The organism is Pseudomonas sp. LBUM1646, assembly GCF_059716165.1.
This window is the reverse complement of the sequence record NZ_CP166810.1, coordinates 1,533,068-1,547,892: the sequence shown is the minus strand read 5'-3', so window position 1 is coordinate 1,547,892 and position 14,825 is coordinate 1,533,068. Positions and strand designations below refer to the sequence as shown.

Here is a 14,825-nt window from a genome sequence, read left to right as displayed (position 1 = left end):
GGGTTTGCGTTGCCCCGAATTTGTAGATAGGTAATTAGAATTTTCAACATGCCGTCGCTGTCTGAATGTCAGGCGCATCCCTATAAGGAATACGGCAATGAAATTCGCAAAAATCTCGCAGAAGCTCGCGCTATGGGCCGGTAGTCCCACGACGTTTTTGATCGCGATCATTCTGATTGTTGTGTGGGGGTTAACCGGGCCGATCTTTCACTTCAACGATACTTGGCAACTGATCATCAACACCTCGACCACCATCATTACGTTCCTGATGGTGTTCCTGATCCAGAACACCCAGAACCGCGATACGGATATTTTGCATTTGAAGATCGATGAGCTGCTGCGGGTGACGAAAGAGGCGCAGAACGCGATGCTGGGGCTGGAATCGCTGGATCTGAAGCAGCTGGAAGCGTTGAGAAAGCAGTATCGCAAGATCGGTGAAGGCGAAACGATTGCCATGGACGTGACCGCCACCGACGGCAAACCGAAGTCAAATCTGGATCAATGCTGATCCGCCATTCGCGGGTGACTTCGGTCACCCGCGCGACATAAGGGCTAGCGGCTGGCTTGCAAGGCCTTGGCCATCTGCAGATGGTTTTGCAGTTTTGGCAAGGTTTCTTCAGCGAACGCTTTGATTTCCGGGACGTCGGTGGTTTGCGCTTCCTGCTGAATCTGTGCAATGGCCTCCTGGGTGGCTTCGACCTGATGGGCGACATAGGCCTGGTCGAAGGTTGCGTCGTCCTTTACTTCCGGGATCAGGGCGTTGGCCTTGTCGACCACTTCTTCGCGGGGTGCGACCGGCAAGTCGAGCTTCTTGGCGATTTTTGCCAGATGCTGGTTGGCGGTCGTTCGGTCATTGATGACCACGATGGTGTAGTCCTTGACCTCTTTGGATTCGCTTTTCTGGTGCGCCAGGCGACTGGCTTCGATGTCGGCCATGCCTTTGGCGGACGCATCGTTGATGAAATCGGCAGGCGATTCGGCAAAGGCACTGCTGGCAAACAGGCCCAAAAGCGTGGCAAAACTGGCACTGCGTATACGGGTGGCCATCCGGCTCATGGTCGCGCCCTCCTCGAAAAAAAATTCAAACGGGAGCTTTCGCTCCCGCCTCTCAATCAAAACCACCTTCATCCACTACTTGGATTTCTGACCACCTTTGCGGCCCATATCGGGTTTCACAGGGTCTTTGTCGACAGTCGTGGTGGTAGTTTTCCCACCTTTGCGACCCGCTTCAGACGCCTTCGTTCGATCGTTAGCAAAGTTTCCCGAGTTCGAGTTTCTTGAGTTAGGCATGATTCTCTTCCTCTTGGTGTTGATCGCGGCGAGCACACGCCCGCATAGGATCAGAATTCCGATCCGTCCAAAGGTTTAGAAAAAACTGGGGATATTGCGACGAACGGCAGCGAACACTCAGGCTTCAAGCGGCCGGTGACGAAGGCGTTTAACGGCGTACATGGCCTCGTCGGCGTAGCGGAACAGCTGCTTTTCTTCCGTGCCGTGCTCAGGATAGAGCGCTGCACCGATGCTCGGTTCGATGTTCAGGCTGTGGCCATCCAGGCGCAGCGGTTGCACCAGCACCTGACGGATTTTTCCGGCGACGCTGTCGGCGTCTTCGGCGGCATGGATGCTGTGCAGCAGCACCACGAACTCATCCCCGCCGATGCGCGCCACTGTGTCGCTTTCCCGCACGCAGCCCTTGAGCCGATTGGCCACCGCTTGCAGCAGCATGTCGCCGACCGCATGCCCGTGGGTGTCGTTGACCTGTTTGAAACGGTCCAGATCGACATACAGCAACGCCATTCGTCCGCCCTCGGAACGAGCCAGCGCCAGCGAGGCCTTGAGCCGATCACGCAGTAATTCGCGGTTGGGCAGTTGGGTCAGTTGATCGTATTGCGCCATATGCTGCAGCCGCGCGTGCAATTGCTTGCGCTCGATGGCCGTCGCGACTTGGGCGCAGACGTATTGCAGCAATTCTTTGTCCTGCTCGGTGTAGCGCTCGCCGCCGGCCACGCTTTTGACGATCAGTGCGCCGATGGTGCCGTTTTGCGAGTTCAGCGGTACGCCGAGCCAGCATGGTGAATCCAGCCCCGCCACCAGCGCCTTGAAGTCTTCGGGGAGTTCACCCTGTTCCGGAGTCAGCAGGATCGGCTGGCCGCTGCGAATGACCTCGGCGCACAGTCGCCCAGTCACGGTGCCGGGCAGTTCGGGCTGATGCTCGCGGTCGTCGACGTGGTAGGGAAAGTTCAGCTGCGCGCAGTGTTCGTCATACAGCGCCACGGAAAAATTCAGCGCTGGCAGCCATTCACCGATGATCGTGTGGATGCGCTTGAACAGCGCCAGCAAATCTTCCGCCGCATGGGCCGCTTCGGAGATCGCATACAACGCCGCTTGTCGTGACTCGGCCTGTTTGCGCTCGGTGATGTCCCGGGCCACGGCAATGCGCAATTGATCGACTTCCGACCAACGCGCCGACCAAAGGATGTGCACCACCCGGCCATCCTTGCGCAGGTAGCGGTTTTCGAAGTTGAGCTTGGGCTCGCCGCCCATGATCTCCCCCGCAGCCTCGAGGGTGCGCTGGCGGTCGGCGGGGTGCACCAGGTCGATCATCGCCTGGCCGACCAACTCATCCGGGGTGTAGCCGAAAATACGCTCGCAGGCCGCGCTGACAAATACAAAGCGACCCTGTTTATCCACCGCACAAACGGCGTCCAGCAACAGGTCGATGTAGCTCGCCAACGGCGCGGAATTTGGGGTGGGCATGGTGCAGGGCGCGTTTCCGGAAAATGCAGCGATAAAGAACCATCCTTGACGGGTACGACTGACGCGCCCTGCGATCAGACTCAAGCCTTGTTCGTGACCAAGCCCGGCAACGCATGCGCCAGGGCGTTGATGGCGAAACCGATGAACATCACCCCGCATAACCGCGTGATCAACAGTTCATGACGTTGATACGCGGTGCGCACCTGCCGCGCACCAACAATGCCAATGAGGATAGCGTACGCCAGCAATCCACCCACGAAGCTCAGGGCAATCAGCCAGGGCAGCATCGACCAATGGAGCAATTCGGCGCGACTGGACAGCAGCGCGGTGAAGGTTGCCACCGCCACCGGGTAGGCTTTCGGGTTGGTCAAGCCAAACAGGATGCCGTGCCAGAACGGCTGCCGCGCCGGCCCTTGCGGCGCATCGGCGCTGCTGCGGCGAGCACGAATAGCGCGCAGACCAAGCCAGAACAGATAGAGCCCGCTGAGCACGCCCAACACATCAAACGCCGTGCTGCCGATTTCCCGCGCACCGACAATCGCGATCAGCGCCGTGCTGCACCAGACCACATCCCCAAGCAAATGCCCGCACAAGAACCCCGCCCCCGCCCGTCGACCACGGGCCGCGCCAATTCCGAACACCGCCAGCACGCCCGGACCGGGGGTGATGCCGTAGATAAAACCGGAGGCGAGAACAGCCATTAGCAGCGATGGGGTCATGGGGAAGTCCTGTTTGGGGCGATTGGTCGCAAGTCTATCTCAGCTCCTGGCGATCAACTGACTGATCGTCGAAGAACTTCATCCCTGCATATGGCTTTTGCCGACAGGCTTGCAGCCGCGAGGCCAGATCCCCGACATGGACTTCGAGCTTGTGGCCATCCGGATCAAGGAAGTAAAACGACGCGCCTTCGCTGCGGTTGTCGCGCCATTCCTGCACACCGGCGGATCGCAGGTGTTCAACGAACACTGGAAAATCCACAGCACTGACGGTGAACGCGTAGTGGGTGTAGTCGCGGGCAGGTTCGGATTTGCGCAGTGGATCGACGGAAAGGCACAACCACAGGCCTGGCAGCGAGAGATAGGCGCCGGTGTCCCAGGTCGCGTCGAGGCGCAGTTGCAGCAGACCTTGATAGAACGCGACGCTGCGGTTCAGGTCGGTGACGGCGAGGGTCAGGTGGTTGAGGCCGGTGAGCATGGGTGATTAACCTCTGAGCGCTTCGGGCACGATGTATTGCTTACCGTCGTAGTTCAGGATGACCCGGGTTGTTTTCAACTTTTTCGACTTGTCCTGGCACTCTTCGCCCACCAGAAAGCGTTGGGTCACTGTCACGGTAGAGCTGACAACAAGATCCGCAAAGCCGTTATGAAAGGTGTTGCCGATATCGACGGTTCTTTGGGTTCCCTCGCCCTGTCCCTCGCAGTTGCCATCCGACTCGCCCCGACCCGTCGACATCACCAGCCCTTCCAACACCGGGCGCAACGTAGCGCCCTCCCGCAGGTACAACGCCAGTTCATTCTTGTGGTAAGAATTGACGCTTGATCTGATTTCAAAACGTGAGCGGATGCCAAACGCGCGAGCGTCCGGCGTCAACTTGTAGCGTGCCGTATCAATGGTCAGGCCTTGATACGCCACGGCGTCCGAAGAATAGGCGTCGTTTTTACGGTAGCTGGCCAGCCGTTTCGCACTGGACGAACGGATGAGCGCCAACTCCAGATCGACGTTTCCGACATCGCTGTTGCCGTCGGGGGAATCCGGCTTGAATGTCGACGTGGCCACAATGGTCTGGTCGTCATACGCCGGCCAGACTTTGCAAAGGGTGACCGACTGCGTGCCTGAGGGTGCTTCTTCGCAACCCGCTTGCGCCTGGCTGGCCGCCGCGATAAGGCCGAGGATGGTGAGTGAGGTCAGCAGTTTGCGTGTGCTCATCGTGTTCTTCCCTGATGGATGCGCAGTCATTGAACGCTCTTGAAGTCGCCTGGCAAAACGTAGTTTTTACCGTCGTAGCGAAGCGTCGTCTGCACCGGTTTGGCGGTAACGGAGTTGGATTCACACGCCTCTCCCTCGCCCTTCCCTACCGTGCTCATGGACACCGTTTTGACGATCAGGTCCGCGTAGCCATGTGAACTGGTTTTGCCGATTTCGAGTGTTCGGGTGATTTCATTACGCTCACCGGCACAATCGCCATCCCATTCACCAGCGTACTGATAGGTGATGAGTCGATCCATGACCGGACGCAGCGTGTTGCCCTCTTTGACGTAGAGCGAGAGCAACGTTTCATCCATTGGATTGACGCGTGACGAGCCTTTGAACGTGACGCGCACGCCGAAGGCTCGCAGGTCAGGTGTGAGTTTGTAACGCGCCGTATCGAGTTGCAGGTCTTCGAAGGCAATGGCATCCGACTCAAAAGCGGATGACTTGTGATAGGTCGCCAGCGGTTTCGAATCGCCCGCCGAGACAACGGCGAGGTCGAGATCATATTTACCCTCAGGACCGGAATCGCTGGCCGAATAACCCGACTCGAACTGCGACAACGCCGTAATCGCCAGCCCCGGATAAGCCGGCCAGTCCTTGCAGACCGAGTAACCGAAATCGCCATAAAACGGTGGTTTCTCACACGCAGCAAATGCCTGCGTCGTCATTACCAAACCGCACAGCGCTGTAAACCCCATCCAGCCAGACTTCAATGTCATTCCCTGTTCCTTGTGTGATGTAAACCAGTTAAATTCTGTCGCGCACTATCCTCGGTGCATGGCGTCCGCTCAACAAATTGTTGCCACCGCAACGTCGATTGGCCTCCGCCGCCGGTACGCCCAATGCCAATCAGTTAAGCCACAACACGATCCGTAGCAGCTGGCGAAGCCTGCGTCCGGCTGCGCAGCCGGACGCAGGCTTCGCCAGCTGCTACAAAGAGCAGGGTTCGCCAGCTGCTACAAAGAGTGGGGTTCGCCTGAGATTAATAAGTGAATGGCTTTATCCCTTCCTCAACCAGCCCATTTTCAGCACCAATATCAACCAATCAAGCCACAACACGATCCGTAGCAGTTGGCGAAGCCTGCGTCCGGCTGCGCAGCAGTCGTAAACCCGGCCGACGCGGTGTTTCAGGAAGACCGCGTGCTCAGGTTTTACGACTGCTGCGCAGCCGGACGCAGGCTTCGCCAGCTGCTACAAAGAGTGGGTTTCGCCAGTTGCTACAAAGAGTGGGTTTCGCCAGCTGCTACAAAGAGCAGGGTTCGCCTGAGATTCAATGACTGGCTTTATCCCTTCCTCAACCAGCCCATTTTCAGCACCAATATCAACCAATCAAGCCACAACACGATCCGTAGCAGCTGGCGAAGCCTGCGTCCGGCTGCGCAGCAGTCGTAAACCCAGCCGACGCGGTGTTTCAGGAAGACCGCATGCTCAGGTTTTACGACTGCTGCGCAGCCGGACGCAGGCTTCGCCAGCTGCTACAAAGAGTGGAGCAGTCGTAAACCCAGCGACGCGGTGTTTCAGGAAGACCGCATGCTCAGGTTTTACGACTGCTGCGCAGCCGAACGCAGGCTTCGCCAGCTGCTACAAAGAGTGGGTTTCGCCAGTTGCTACAAAGAGCGGGGTTCGCCTGAGATTAATAAGTGAATGGCTTTATCCCTTCCTCAACCAGCCCATTTTCAGCACCAATATCAACCAATCAAGCCACAACACGATCCGTAGCAGCTGGCGAAGCCTGCGTTCGGCTGCGCAGCAGTCGTAAACCCGGCCGACGCGGTGTTTCAGGAAGACCGCATGCTCAGGTTTTACGACTGCTGCGCAGCCGGACGCAGGCTTCGCCAGCTGCTACAAAGAGCAGGGTTCGCCTGAGATTCAATGACTGGCTTTATCCCTTCCTCAACCAGCCCATTTTCAGCACCAATATCAACCAATCAAGCCACAACACGATCCGTAGCAGCTGGCGAAGCCTGCGTCCGGCTGCGCAGCAGTCGTAAACCCAGCCGACGCGGTGTTTCAGGAAGACCGCGTGCTCAGGTTTTACGACTGCTGCGCAGCCGGACGCAGGCTTCGCCAGCTGCTACAAAGAGCGGGTTTCGCCAGTTGCTACAAAGAGCGGGGTTCGCCTGAGATTAATAAGTGAATGGCTTTATCCCTTCCTCAACCAGCCCATTTTCAGCACCAATATCAACCAATCAAGCCACAACACGATCCGTAGCAGCTGGCGAAGCCTGCGTCCGGCTGCGCAGCAGTCGTAAACCCAGCCGACGCGGTGTTTCAGGAAGACCGCGTGCTCAGGTTTTACGACTGCTGCGCAGCCGGACGCAGGCTTCGCCAGCTGCTACAAAGAGTGGGTTTCGCCAGCTGCTACAAAGAGCGGGTTTCGCCTGAGATTAATAAGTGAATGGCTTTATTCCCTGCTCAATCCGCCCATTCAACCAATTCAACGCCTGATCTCCTCCCCGCCGTTTATGCCAGACCAGCACAAAGCTGAACGACGGAATATGGAACGGCGGTGGGACGACGATCAGCGATTGCTCATCAATATCGCGCAACCCACGCGAGGCCACGGTCAGGATCAGATCGGTGCCGGCGATGAACTCGGGCGCCACGCTCCAGTGCGGCAGGCTGATCGCCACCCGACGGCGTTCGCGCAGCGCTGTCAGCGCCCGTTCGATTTCCGGGGTTCCGCTGCCGCGCATTTCCAGTAGGACGTGGGGGCGGGCCAGGTAGGTGGGCAGGTCGAGCGTGCCGTCGGCGGGCAGGCTGTGGCGGTCGACCAGGCAGGCGTAGTGCTCGTCGAATAGCGGCGTGCTGCGCAGTTCGTTGGGCAATTCTGGAAACACACCTGCGGCCACATCAATGTCGCCGTTCAGCACGCCATCGAGCATGCCTTCGCGGCTGGCGTGGCTGATTTGCAGGTCGATGCCCGGCGCTTCCCGGCGCAAGGTGCGGATCAGGCCCGGCAGGACGATGGCAGCGCCGTAGTCGGACATCGCCAGGCGAAAGCTGCGTTTGGCGGTAGCCGGGTCGAAGGTGTTGGGCGCCAGCAGCGATTGCACCTGGGCCAGGGCTTCGGCCAACGGTGCGATCAACTCCAGCGCTCTTGGGGTCGGCACGAGCGTGGCGCCGGCGCGCACCAGCAATGGGTCGCCGAGCAGATCGCGCAGACGCGCCAGGGCATGGCTGACCGCCGGCTGGCTCAGGTGCAGGCGCTCGGCGGCGCGGGTCACGTGTTGCTCGCTGAGCAAGGCGTCGAGGATCACCAGCAGGTTGAGGTCAATGCGTCGAAGATCATTCATCTGCTGCATGTTCTGCATAGAAATTTGGAATTTAAATTTGCGCGGCGAATAGCCTAGAGTCCAGCAAAACCTGTTGGAGTATTGATCATGAGTACGTTGCATTGGGCCGGTCTGTTGTTGCTGGCGGTGATTGCCGGGGCGGTGGTGCCGTTTCAGAGTGCGATCAATGCCAATCTGAGTCGAGGCCTCGGGCATCCGTTATGGGCGACGCTGACCTCGTTGCTGGTGAGTTTGCTGGTGTTGCTGCCGATCATCCTCGCCCTGCGTTTGCCGCTGCCGTCCCTCGCGTTTGTCAGCAAGGCGCCACTGTGGATGTGGGCCGGTGGCGTGTTCGGTGTGTGCTTTGTGGCGCTGGCGGTGATGTTGCTGCCAAAGCTCGGGGCGTCGGGGTTTGTGGTGCTGGCGCTGACCGGGCAAGTAATTGCGTCAATGGTGCTCGACCATTTCGGGTTGTTCGGGTTGGTGGAGCGGCAGTTGACCTTGCCCCGGGTGTTTGGCGCAGTGTTGCTGGTGGCGGGGGTGGTGTTGATTCAGTTCAGTGGACCCTCGGGTAAAGCGTTGATAGCGACGTCTTGAAGATCAAAAGATCGCAGGCTGCGCCAGCGCCTACAGGGATGCGTGGTCCCTGTCGGCGTTGGGGCAGCCTGCGACCTTTTAAAACTTGTCGAGCGTACGCAGCTTCTGCGGTAACCCCCACATCAGCAACGCAGCGGCGATCAACGCGGCGACGCCGATGACATACAGCGCCGGGGTGGTGCTGCCGGTCAGGTCCTTGATTCGCCCCACCATCACCGGGCTGACAATGCCGCCGAACTGGCCGAGGGTGTTGATCACCGCGATCCCGCCCGCCGCACCTGCACCCGCGCCGGCCAGCAGTTTCGGCGGCAGGGTCCAGAAGCTCGGGATGCAGGCAATGATCCCGGCACCGAGCAAGCCCAGCGCGACAATCAGGAAGGTCGTGTGGTTGGCGAAGATCCCGGCGCAGAAGAACCCTACCGCGCCCAGCGTCACCAAACCGGCAACAAACTTGCGGCGTTCGCCGGTCGCATCAGACAACCGCCCGATCACTACCATGCTGATTGCACCGCAGATATAGGGGATTGCGGTCAGCAGTCCGATCATCACCGGGCTTTCTGTACCTGCGCTACGGATCAGTTGTGGCGCCCAGAAATTCAAGCCATAGGACGCGACCTGAATCAGGAAGTAGATCAGCCCCAAGGTCAGGAAACCCGGAATCCGCAATGCCGCGAGCAATGAACCACCGCCCTTGTGCGGCTCGTGATGCGCGATACGGCTGGCCAGCAACGTCTTCTCCGACGGTGTCAGCCAATGTGCGTCTTCGATGCGGTCCTTGAGCAACTTCAACACCAGAAAACCGAGAAGGATGCAGGGCACTCCACCCAGCAGGAACAGCCAGTGCCAGCCGCGCATGTCCATAACGCCGTCGAGGTGTTGCAGCACCAGACCGGAAAACGGCGCGCCGACCAGACCGGCAAACGCCGAGGATAAAAACAGCATCGAGGTGATACGCCCGCGATAGTGCTGCGGGAACCACAGCGTCAGGTAATACAGCACGCCCGGCGCAAACCCAGCCTCCATCGCACCGATCACAAAGCGCAGCGCGTAGAACTGCCATTCGGTATTGACGAAGACCATGAGGGCGGTGGCGACGCCCCAGGACATCATGATCCGGGCGATCCAGCGCCGTGCGCCAACCTTGTAGAGCATCATGTTGCTCGGCACTTCGAACAGCACGTAACCGACCACGAACAACCCGGCGCCGAGGCCGTAGGCGGTGTCGCTCAGGCTCAGGTCGGTTTGCAGCTGGAACTTGGCGAAGCTGATGTTGATGCGGTCAAAAAATGCGAACAGGTAGCAGACCATAATCAGCGGCATCAGGCGCCAGGCGACTTTGCTGACCAGGGCTTTTTCGACATCGTGGCTAAGGGACGGGCTCGCGCCCGCCTCCAGTACGTTGAGGCTCATGGTGTTTCTCCAGGCGGACTGCCCGTGGGTGTCCGATTGTTTTTGTTGTCTGGTTGAGATTCGTTAGTGCGCTTTTCTGTAGGAGCAACGCTTACCCGCGATGGCGTTCATTCAATCGGCATCGATGTTGGATGGGAGGCCGTCATCGCGAGCAAGCTTTGCCGCTACAGGCGGTGTGTGGTGGTCAGGACGGGGACGGATGCAGGTCGCAATTGCGCCCGGCCTTGGCCAGTTGACCGGGCACTTCGTGGCCCAGCAGCGCCGGCAATCCTCGGGACAGTTTCAGCAGCAACGGCAGATCGATACCGGTGTAAATGCCGATTTCATCGCATAGATTGACCAAATCTTCCGTACAGATGTTGCCCGAGGCTCCCGGTGCAAACGGGCAACCACCGAGGCCACCGAGTGCCGCGTCAAAGCGTCGGGCACCGGCCTCGTAGGCGGCCAACACGTTGCACAAACCGAGGCCGCGGGTGTTATGGAAATGCAGAGTCAGGTCCGCGGGCGCAACCCGCTGCAACACCCGTCGCACCAACCGATCCACTTGCCGTGGGTTGGCCATGCCAGTGGTATCGGCCAGGGTGACGCCCTGGATCCCGAGTTCCTGATAGGCCTCGACAATTTGCAGCACGCGATCCTCATCGATCTTGCCTTCGAACGGGCAGCCAAACGTCGTGGCGATACTGCCGTTGAGTCGCACCTGTGTGCCGCCGACGTATTGCACGATCTCGCCGAACGCCGCCAACGAGTCCTCACAACGCATGCGCATGTTCGCCAGGTTGTGGGTCTGGCTGGCGGACATCACCAGGTTCAGCTCGTCGGCCCTGGTCGCCAATGCCCGTTGCGCGCCTTTGAGGTTGGGAATCAGCGCGACGTAGATCACGCTGGGCTGCCGAGTGATGCCCTCGAACACCAACTCGCCATCGCGCAACGCCGGAATGGCCTTGGGCGAGACAAACGAGCCCGCTTCGATGCGACTGAAACCGGCCAACGACAGTTGATTGATCAGCGCAATCTTGTCAGCGGTTTCCACCCAGGTCGGCTCGATCTGCAAACCGTCGCGCGGCGAGACTTCCTGAACGATCAGCGTCTGGGAAAAGTCAGTGATCATTGCACCACCCCTTCGGCTTTCAGCCGTTCGATGTCAGCACCCGTGAGGCCCAGCCCGGCAAGAATGCCGTCGGTGTGCTGACCCAGTTGCGGCCCGGACCAGTTCACGCCGCCGGGGGTTTCCGAAAGTTTCGGCACGATGCCCGGCATCTTCACCGTGGCGCCGCCGGGCAGTTCGGCGTTGAGCAGCATGTCCCGCGCCTGATAGTGCGGATCGGCGACGATATCGGCCACGGAATAGATGCGTCCGGCCGGGACTTCGGCGGCTTCCAGCGCTGCCAGCACGTCATCGATTGGCAGGCTGCTGGTCCAATGGGTGATGGCCGCGTCGAGCACATTGCTTTTCAAGGCGCGGCCGTCGTTATGGGCGAATTCCGGCGCCTCGGCCAGATCGCTGCGACCAATCACGTTCATCAAGCGCTTGTAGATCGGGTCGCTGTTGCCGGCGATCACCACATAAGCGCCATCGGCAGTCAGGTAAGTATTGGACGGCGCGATGCCTGGTAGCGCGCCGCCGCTGCGTTCGCGAATGTGGCCCTGCATGTCGTATTCCGGCACCAGGCTTTCCATCACGTTGAACACACTTTCGGCCAGCGACACATCGACCACTTGCCCGCCACCCTGCCCGGTCTTGACCCGCAGCAATGACATCAGCGCGCCGATCACCGCGTGCAACGACGCCAGGGAATCGCCGAGGCTGACACCGACCCGGGCTGGTGGTGAACCGGGGGTGCCGGTGGTGTAGCGAATCCCGCCCATGGCCTCGCCGATAGCGCCGAAACCCGGGCGGTCACGGTACGGGCCGGTCTGGCCGTAGCCGGAAATCCGCACCAGGGTCAGGTTGGGGTTGAGGGCGTGCAGCACGTCCCAGCCCAGGCCGAGTTTTTCCAGGGCGCCGGGGCGCAGGTTTTCGATCAGCACGTCGGCGCTGGTCGCCAGTTGCTTGACCAGTTCGATGCCTTCAGGGGATTTCAGATTCAGCGCCAGGGACTTCTTGTTGCGCGATTGCAGGTACCACCACAGCGAGGTGCCCTCGTGCAGTTTTCGCCATTTGCGCAGGGGATCGCCCTGGCCCATGGCTTCGATCTTGATCACCTCGGCGCCGAACTCGGCGAGCATGCGCGCGGCAAACGGTGCGGCGATCAGCGTACCGATCTCAATCACCTTGATTGCACTCAGGGGGGCAGTCATCGCGGGGTACCTCTTATTCTTGGAATATGTGCCAAGGCTAGAGGAGCGAGGGGTGGGGAATCCAACCTTCAGTTGGCAACGAGCGTTCGTGAAACGCGAACGGTCGGGGAGATTGCCGCTGTCCTTGCAGGAGCGAGGCTGGCCCGCGAGGAGGCCATCACGACCAACGAAAACCTCAACCCTGCCCGCGCAACTGCTCAAACAACATCCGACTCACCGGCGACAACCCCGCTTCATCCCGAACCACCAGAATCAGCGCCCGATCCGACCAGTCATCCGTCAATGGCACCGCATGCAACCCCAGCGCCCGGCCAAACAATTCATAAGCCTTTTGCGGCAGGATGCCGATGCCCATGTTGGCCTGGACCATCCGGCACATCGCATCGAACCCCGGCACATGGATCCGCAGCCGCAGCACCTTGCCGGCCTTGCGCGCGGCGGCGTGGGTGCGCATGTTGATCGAACTGGCGGCATGCAGGCCGACATAATCGCTGCCCAGGGTATCGGCGAAGGCCAGGGTTTCGCGGCTGGCCAACGGATGATCCGGCGGCATCAACACCACCAGTTTGTCCTGGCGATACAGCACGCTGTGCAGACCTTTGACGTCGCTGTCACTGGAGCAGATCCCAAGATCCGCCACGCCGTCGAGCACACCCTGGATCACGCCGCTGCTGGGCCGTTCTTCGAGGTCGGTCTTGACCTGGGGATGACGCTCGGAGAAGTCGCGCAAATCCTCAGGCAGAAATTGAATGATCGCCGACAGATTGGCCAGCATCCGCACATAACCGCGAATCCCGTGGCTGTGCTCACCCAGTTCCAACCCCATTTTCTCGACGTTGAACAGCATCTGCCGGGCATGGTGCAACAGGGTTTCCCCGGCCGGGGTCAGGGTCATGCCCTTGGCCTGGCGCACGAACAGACTGATGCCGAACGCCTCCTCCAACTCCATCAAGCGCTTGCTCGCCGCCGACACCGCAATCGCTTCCCGGGTCGCGGCACGGGTCAGCGTGCCCTCTTCGTGGACGGCGACGAACAGTTGGAGGGTGATTAGATCGAGGCGGCGGATCAGGCTTTTTTGCAGCATGGGGGGCTCGATGGCGTGGGTTCGGCTGAGTCGGCAGGATAGCCCGGTTTTGGCCCACAGCATCACGAGACGCCGTCCTACACATAAATCTCTTGTAACACTCAAACATGCAGGAATCGGCCGATTCAACGCCGCCGTCGCATTCCGTAAAGTCTGGAAACACACAAGGACGCAGCATCACACAAGGAGCAACACTCTCTATGGACCAGACGGCCAACACCTTCACCAACTATCGAAAACTGATCGCCCTCGCCGACCACGACTGGGAAACCGCCGAGGCCGGTAAGGTCGCGGGACTTAATGTCGACATCAGAAGCACCAACCGAATGGTTGACCAATATGGGCGGGCGTTTCATCACTTCTGCACCACGTCCTACCTGGGCCTGGATCACCACCCCGATCTGCTCAAAGGCGCCATGAGCACCTTGTGGGAAACCGGCACCCTTCGCGTCGCCAACTCAAAAAACCGCTGCAAACTGGCGATTCTGGATCAGTACGAAACCGAACTGTCCGAGTTGTTCGGCGCCCGTTGCCTCAGCACCTTGTCTTGCAGCGCGGCGAGTGCCGGGATCCTGCCGTTGCTGGCCAGTGGCGTATTCACCGAAAACCGCCCGCCGGTGATGGTGTTCGACCGGTTGGCGCATTACTCGATGAATCACCTCAAAGCCGCGTGTGCGGACGAAACCAGGGTGGTGACATGCCCCCATAACGACATGGATTTCCTGGAAAAGCAGTGTCAGCAAAACACTACGGTTGCGTACGTCGCCGATGGTGCATACAGCATGGGTGGGGTGGCAGACATGGAGAGTCTTTTGTACCTGAAGGATCGCTATGGGCTGTTTCTGTACCTGGACGATTCCCACGCACTCTCTGCCGTAGGAACGTTCGGCGCCGGCCTTGTACGCCCCACGCTGCACGCCCTTGAAGATGACTGTCTGATCGTCGCCTCACTGGCCAAATCGTTTGGCGCCAGTGGTGGTCTGGTGATGCTCGGCAGTGAACGGCAGAAGAAGCTTATTCAGCGTTACGGCGGCCCAAGCAACTGGTCGCAAAGCCTGAACAGCGCAGCCATTGGTGCAGGCAGAGCATCGATCAAGCTGCACCGCACTCCGGAATTCGCCGCGTTGCAGGAAAAACTTCAGGTTAATATCCAGCTCTTTGACAGCCTGATTCGAACCGAACAACACGGCAGCAACATGGCGATTCGACTGATCCGCTGTGATGAAGCAATGCTGGCCAACACCATCGCGATCGAATTGGCCAATCTCGGTTTCTTCACCTCGGCGGTGTTTTTTCCGGTGGTCGCGCAAGGTCAGGCGGCCATCCGGATCACCTTGCGGGCCGACATGGAGCCCGGGTTGATTCGCCACTTTTGTGAACTCACCACCGAGCTTTTGCGTACCCACGGCCGGGACGTCGGCAGCTGAAAC

Annotated in this window: 15 protein-coding genes; 3 read left to right on the top strand and 12 right to left on the bottom strand. The window is 59.7% G+C overall.

Going from position 1 to position 14,825, the window contains the following annotated elements:
• Positions 1 to 97 precede the first annotated feature (97 nt).
• The gene (locus ACA071_RS06840) at positions 98 to 508 is read left to right on the top strand and encodes a low affinity iron permease family protein (protein ID WP_497643682.1); all 411 of its coding nucleotides are present in this window, start codon (positions 98 to 100) and stop codon (positions 506 to 508) included.
• Positions 509 to 552: 44 nt separating this feature from the next.
• On the opposite strand, the gene ACA071_RS06835 is transcribed toward ACA071_RS06840, so the two are convergent.
• The 8 genes from ACA071_RS06835 to ACA071_RS06800 form a co-directional block, all read right to left on the bottom strand.
• A complete protein-coding gene (locus ACA071_RS06835; protein ID WP_497643681.1) occupies positions 553 to 1,056 on the bottom strand; it encodes a DUF4142 domain-containing protein in 504 nt (167 codons plus the stop codon).
• 75 nt (positions 1,057 to 1,131) lie between these two features.
• Complete coding sequence (locus ACA071_RS06830) at positions 1,132 to 1,290, bottom strand: KGG domain-containing protein (protein ID WP_149417815.1); 159 nt, start codon at positions 1,288 to 1,290, stop codon at positions 1,132 to 1,134.
• Positions 1,291 to 1,407: 117 nt separating this feature from the next.
• On the bottom strand, positions 1,408 to 2,757 hold the full coding sequence (locus tag ACA071_RS06825; RefSeq protein WP_497643680.1) for a sensor domain-containing protein: 1,350 nt from the start codon (positions 2,755 to 2,757) through the stop codon (positions 1,408 to 1,410).
• 80 nt (positions 2,758 to 2,837) lie between these two features.
• Positions 2,838 to 3,476: a LysE family translocator gene (locus ACA071_RS06820; RefSeq protein ID WP_497643679.1), complete on the bottom strand. Its 639-nt coding sequence runs from the start codon at positions 3,474 to 3,476 to the stop codon at positions 2,838 to 2,840.
• Between the two features lie 34 nt (positions 3,477 to 3,510).
• Complete coding sequence (gene fos, locus ACA071_RS06815) at positions 3,511 to 3,951, bottom strand: fosfomycin resistance glutathione transferase (protein WP_497643678.1); 441 nt, start codon at positions 3,949 to 3,951, stop codon at positions 3,511 to 3,513.
• 6 nt (positions 3,952 to 3,957) lie between these two features.
• Positions 3,958 to 4,713, bottom strand: a complete 756-nt coding sequence (locus ACA071_RS06810; RefSeq protein ID WP_497643677.1) for a PA3715 family protein — start codon at positions 4,711 to 4,713, stop codon at positions 3,958 to 3,960.
• On the bottom strand, positions 4,710 to 5,447 hold the full coding sequence (locus tag ACA071_RS06805) for a PA3715 family protein (RefSeq protein WP_497643676.1): 738 nt from the start codon (positions 5,445 to 5,447) through the stop codon (positions 4,710 to 4,712). Before ACA071_RS06805 ends, ACA071_RS06810 begins: the two co-directional genes overlap by 4 nt.
• 1,668 nt (positions 5,448 to 7,115) lie before the next feature.
• Positions 7,116 to 8,033, bottom strand: coding sequence for a LysR substrate-binding domain-containing protein (locus ACA071_RS06800; RefSeq protein ID WP_497643675.1), 918 nt, complete (start codon positions 8,031 to 8,033; stop codon positions 7,116 to 7,118).
• 78 nt (positions 8,034 to 8,111) lie between these two features.
• Between ACA071_RS06800 and ACA071_RS06795 the strand changes: the two genes are divergently transcribed.
• Positions 8,112 to 8,600 carry a DMT family transporter gene (locus ACA071_RS06795; RefSeq protein WP_497643674.1) on the top strand — a complete coding sequence of 163 codons (489 nt, stop codon included), beginning with the start codon at positions 8,112 to 8,114 and terminating at the stop codon, positions 8,598 to 8,600.
• A 78-nt stretch (positions 8,601 to 8,678) separates the two neighbouring features.
• On the opposite strand, the gene ACA071_RS06790 is transcribed toward ACA071_RS06795, so the two are convergent.
• The 4 genes from ACA071_RS06790 to ACA071_RS06775 form a co-directional block, all read right to left on the bottom strand.
• Entirely contained in the window at positions 8,679 to 10,010 is a 1,332-nt protein-coding gene (locus ACA071_RS06790; protein ID WP_497643673.1) for an MFS transporter, read from the bottom strand.
• 184 nt (positions 10,011 to 10,194) lie between these two features.
• Positions 10,195 to 11,121 (bottom strand): hydroxymethylglutaryl-CoA lyase, encoded by a 927-nt coding sequence (locus ACA071_RS06785; protein WP_497643672.1) that lies wholly within the window; start codon positions 11,119 to 11,121, stop codon positions 10,195 to 10,197.
• Positions 11,118 to 12,311: a CaiB/BaiF CoA transferase family protein gene (locus ACA071_RS06780; RefSeq protein ID WP_497643671.1), complete on the bottom strand. Its 1,194-nt coding sequence runs from the start codon at positions 12,309 to 12,311 to the stop codon at positions 11,118 to 11,120. The genes ACA071_RS06785 and ACA071_RS06780 overlap by 4 nt, the downstream gene beginning before the upstream one ends.
• A 175-nt stretch (positions 12,312 to 12,486) precedes the next feature.
• Positions 12,487 to 13,395, bottom strand: a complete 909-nt coding sequence (locus tag ACA071_RS06775; protein ID WP_497643670.1) for a LysR family transcriptional regulator — start codon at positions 13,393 to 13,395, stop codon at positions 12,487 to 12,489.
• 200 nt (positions 13,396 to 13,595) lie between these two features.
• On the opposite strand from ACA071_RS06775, the gene ACA071_RS06770 reads away from it, so the two are divergent.
• Positions 13,596 to 14,822 carry an aminotransferase class I/II-fold pyridoxal phosphate-dependent enzyme gene (locus ACA071_RS06770; protein WP_497643669.1) on the top strand — a complete coding sequence of 409 codons (1,227 nt, stop codon included), beginning with the start codon at positions 13,596 to 13,598 and terminating at the stop codon, positions 14,820 to 14,822.
• The last annotated feature ends 3 nt before the right edge of the window (positions 14,823 to 14,825 follow it).

Bases quoted from the DNA above. Each gene is read 5' to 3' on its own strand.
- ACA071_RS06835 (WP_497643681.1), bottom strand. From the start codon at position 1,056: ATGAGCCGGATGGCCACCCGTATACGCAGTGCCAGTTTTGCCACGCTT.
- ACA071_RS06805 (WP_497643676.1), bottom strand. From the start codon at position 5,447: ATGACATTGAAGTCTGGCTGGATGGGGTTTACAGCGCTGTGCGGTTTG.
- fos (WP_497643678.1), bottom strand. From the start codon at position 3,951: ATGCTCACCGGCCTCAACCACCTGACCCTCGCCGTCACCGACCTGAAC.
- ACA071_RS06795 (WP_497643674.1), top strand. From the start codon at position 8,112: ATGAGTACGTTGCATTGGGCCGGTCTGTTGTTGCTGGCGGTGATTGCC.
- ACA071_RS06790 (WP_497643673.1), bottom strand. From the start codon at position 10,010: ATGAGCCTCAACGTACTGGAGGCGGGCGCGAGCCCGTCCCTTAGCCAC.
- ACA071_RS06830 (WP_149417815.1), bottom strand. From the start codon at position 1,290: ATGCCTAACTCAAGAAACTCGAACTCGGGAAACTTTGCTAACGATCGA.
- ACA071_RS06810 (WP_497643677.1), bottom strand. From the start codon at position 4,713: ATGACTGCGCATCCATCAGGGAAGAACACGATGAGCACACGCAAACTG.
- ACA071_RS06825 (WP_497643680.1), bottom strand. From the start codon at position 2,757: ATGCCCACCCCAAATTCCGCGCCGTTGGCGAGCTACATCGACCTGTTG.
- ACA071_RS06820 (WP_497643679.1), bottom strand. From the start codon at position 3,476: ATGACCCCATCGCTGCTAATGGCTGTTCTCGCCTCCGGTTTTATCTAC.
- ACA071_RS06800 (WP_497643675.1), bottom strand. From the start codon at position 8,033: ATGCAGCAGATGAATGATCTTCGACGCATTGACCTCAACCTGCTGGTG.
- ACA071_RS06840 (WP_497643682.1), top strand. From the start codon at position 98: ATGAAATTCGCAAAAATCTCGCAGAAGCTCGCGCTATGGGCCGGTAGT.
- ACA071_RS06770 (WP_497643669.1), top strand. From the start codon at position 13,596: ATGGACCAGACGGCCAACACCTTCACCAACTATCGAAAACTGATCGCC.
- ACA071_RS06775 (WP_497643670.1), bottom strand. From the start codon at position 13,395: ATGCTGCAAAAAAGCCTGATCCGCCGCCTCGATCTAATCACCCTCCAA.
- ACA071_RS06785 (WP_497643672.1), bottom strand. From the start codon at position 11,121: ATGATCACTGACTTTTCCCAGACGCTGATCGTTCAGGAAGTCTCGCCG.
- ACA071_RS06780 (WP_497643671.1), bottom strand. From the start codon at position 12,311: ATGACTGCCCCCCTGAGTGCAATCAAGGTGATTGAGATCGGTACGCTG.